The organism is Burkholderia sp. Bp8986 (assembly GCF_003854225.1).
In the GTDB taxonomy this organism is placed as follows: Bacteria; Pseudomonadota; Gammaproteobacteria; order Burkholderiales; family Burkholderiaceae; genus Burkholderia.
This window is the reverse complement of record NZ_QTQM01000147.1, coordinates 1-1528: the sequence shown is the minus strand read 5'-3', so window position 1 is coordinate 1528 and position 1528 is coordinate 1. Positions and strand designations below refer to the sequence as shown.

Annotated in this window: 1 protein-coding gene and 1 pseudogene; one reads left to right on the top strand and one right to left on the bottom strand. The window is 58.0% G+C overall.

Annotated features, from left to right (window positions below):
• Nucleotides 1-80: 80 nt before the first annotated feature.
• A pseudogene (locus DID99_RS36575) lies at nt 81-789 on the bottom strand (transposase); the annotation flags it as partial.
• A gap of 186 nt (nt 790-975) precedes the next feature.
• Here DID99_RS36575 and tnpA point away from each other — a divergent pair.
• A complete protein-coding gene (gene tnpA, locus DID99_RS36570) occupies nt 976-1383 on the top strand; it encodes an IS66-like element accessory protein TnpA (protein ID WP_124668721.1) in 408 nt (135 codons plus the stop codon).
• The last annotated feature ends 145 nt before the right edge of the window (nt 1384-1528 follow it).

Here is a 1528-nt window from a genome sequence, read left to right as displayed (position 1 = left end):
GCCGCCTCTTCGTGTTCATGGCATGAACTACACGGTACTACAGGCCGCATATTATTCAATGAATTTATAACTCACGACACTAGTGCTTCGCGCGTAAAGACGTCGATGATGGTCAGCGCGCGGAACCTCTGGCCGTTCGAAAGCTGATCAGCGACGAAGTCCAAACTCCACGCCTGATTTGCTGCCGTCGACTTTGCACGTGCCGGACGGCTCATCTGTGCACGTCGCTTGCGATTTGGTCTGTAGCGCAGCGACAGCCCTTCCTCACGATACAGACGGTACAGCCAGTTCTTGCTGACCTGATAGCCCTCCCGGAGCAGCAGCACGCGTATCTTGCGGTAACCATAGGGCACCCGCGTCGCCGCGATTTCACACATGCGCTGCCGCAATGCAGTCTGCGGGTCGCGGTGGCTGCGATACTGATACACCGAGCGCCATATGGCCACCAGGCGGCAGGCACGCCGCTCTGCTACTCCATAGGCGGACTTTAGATAATCCACGACGTGGCGCTTCGGCGAGGACTTCACCACTTTTTTTCAATACGTCGGTCAGCATCGCCTTGTCCAACGTCAGCTCCGCAACTACCTTCTTCAGTTGGGCGCTCTCGTCTTGAAGCTGCTTGAGCTGCCGCACCTGGTCCGTCTGCAAACCAGCATATACCTTCTTCCAGCGATAGAAGGTTTGCTCCGAAATGCCAACGTGACGAATCAGTTCCGCTACCGGCACGCCTGCTTCGGCCTGTTTCAACACCGCCACAATCTGCTCGACACTGAAGCGCTTGCGTTTCATCGTACGGCTCCTTTCATACTGAAAAAGTCCGCCGAAAACTCGTTTACATCATGGCACTGTTTACTGGGGGCCGCTCACAACCGAATCGATGCTCGACAACACGGCGCTGAAGGAGTGTAAGCCTGTCCCCAGCACCGTCTCGACGATGTGACAGGAAATTGCCAGAGTAGTCCCCACCAAAAAGTAGTGGGGACTACAGTGGCAACGGAAGCACCGAAGAGAACTTCGCGCAAAGGCATCCCGAATCACCCCATCGAATTTGGACGGCATTTGGCCAAACTGGCCTGCGAGCCAGGCGTATCGGTGGCGCGTCTGGCGATGGAACACGGGGTGAATCCGAACCTGGTATTCAAATGGCGCCGAGCCCTGCGTGCCGGCGAATACGATCTGGGAGATTTGCTGCCCGTGACGGTGGAGGCGCCGGTGCAAGAAATCGAGCAGCGGGCCCCGGCACCAGTTGCCAGCGCTGCTCCGGCCGGCACCATCGAGATCAGCGTGGGCAACACCCGAGTGCGCATCGAAGGCTCACCAAACGAGGCCACGTTACTGCTGGTGCTCCGCATGTTGCGTGGCACGTCGGGATCGACGGCATGATCGGCCTACCCAGCCGCACAAAGATCTGGCTGGCCGCGGGCGTGACCGACATGCGCTCGGGCTTCAATAGTCGGACCTGAACAATCGTGCGAGGCGTATGCAGTAAGGCTGCGAAGCCGAAACGGTGTTGTTTGATTTGCAGGAA